The following is an 814-nucleotide window of genomic DNA, read 5'->3' as shown; positions in this document are numbered from 1 at the left end:
GCGCCAACGCGTCGGCCAGGCTCGCGGCCGTCGAGGCACCGGTGTCTTTCCAATCAGGCTGCCGCGTGATGACGATGTTGGCGCGGCCCGGCAGCGGCCGGAATTTCACCGGCAGCGAATCCCAGGTCTTGCGGCCCATGATGACCGGCCAGCCGGTGGTCAGGCGCTTTAAGCGCGCCATGTCTTCCGGCAGGCGCCAGGGGATGGTGTTGTCGCGGCCTATCACGCCATTGGCGGCGCGGGCGAAGATCATGCGGATTTTCATGGTGTTCAGATGGAATCAATCCGGATGATATCCAGATTCAGGGGCCTGGCCGGCGCGATGACGACGCTGCCGGGAACGGCCTGCAGTTGCTTGAGCAGGCGTGGATTGAGCGCCTCGGAGGTATAGACCGTGTTCACCATCGCCAGCTGGTCGGGCGGTGTGACGGCCTGAAGGTAGTTCTGGTAGCGCGCGCGAAGATCGTCTTCGCCAAGGCCGGTTTTATGGGCTTGCTCATGGTCAATCCGCACCACGAGGATATTCACGGTGTGGGAAAGGTTCGCCGCGTCGGGCAGGTCCAGCTGCACCGCCCAGCAGCCGTCGGTCAGTGGTTCACCCGCCAGCACCTCCGCCAGAAGCGGCACCGCACCGGGTGCGATGGCGCGTACAGGGCGGCACAGAAGGGCCTCCCACAACTGCTCATACAGCGGCGTCAGCCTCCTGTGCGTGTAGCGGCGGCGTATGACGGCTTCACGTGCGGCCTTCGGGTCGCCGTGCGATGCGAGATAGCCGCAAATAACGTTCTGCGCCCCGAGGGCGATGCGTTTGTCC

At 64.9% G+C, this 814-nt stretch carries 2 protein-coding genes; both read right to left on the bottom strand.

What is annotated here, in order from left to right; translation table 11 throughout:
• On the bottom strand, positions 1 to 265 hold a 265-nt coding region (locus AC1DWI_RS25035; protein ID WP_477726164.1), incomplete at its 3' end, for a dihydrofolate reductase.
• Positions 266 to 270: 5 nt separating this feature from the next.
• Positions 271 to 814, bottom strand: a 544-nt coding sequence (locus AC1DWI_RS25030; protein ID WP_477726163.1) for a hypothetical protein, incomplete at its 5' end; no start/stop codon positions are given.

Source organism: Polaromonas sp. P3_C2, assembly GCF_056402675.1.
Note: the sequence above shows the minus strand (reverse complement) of the source record. Positions and strands in the feature narration are given on the sequence as shown.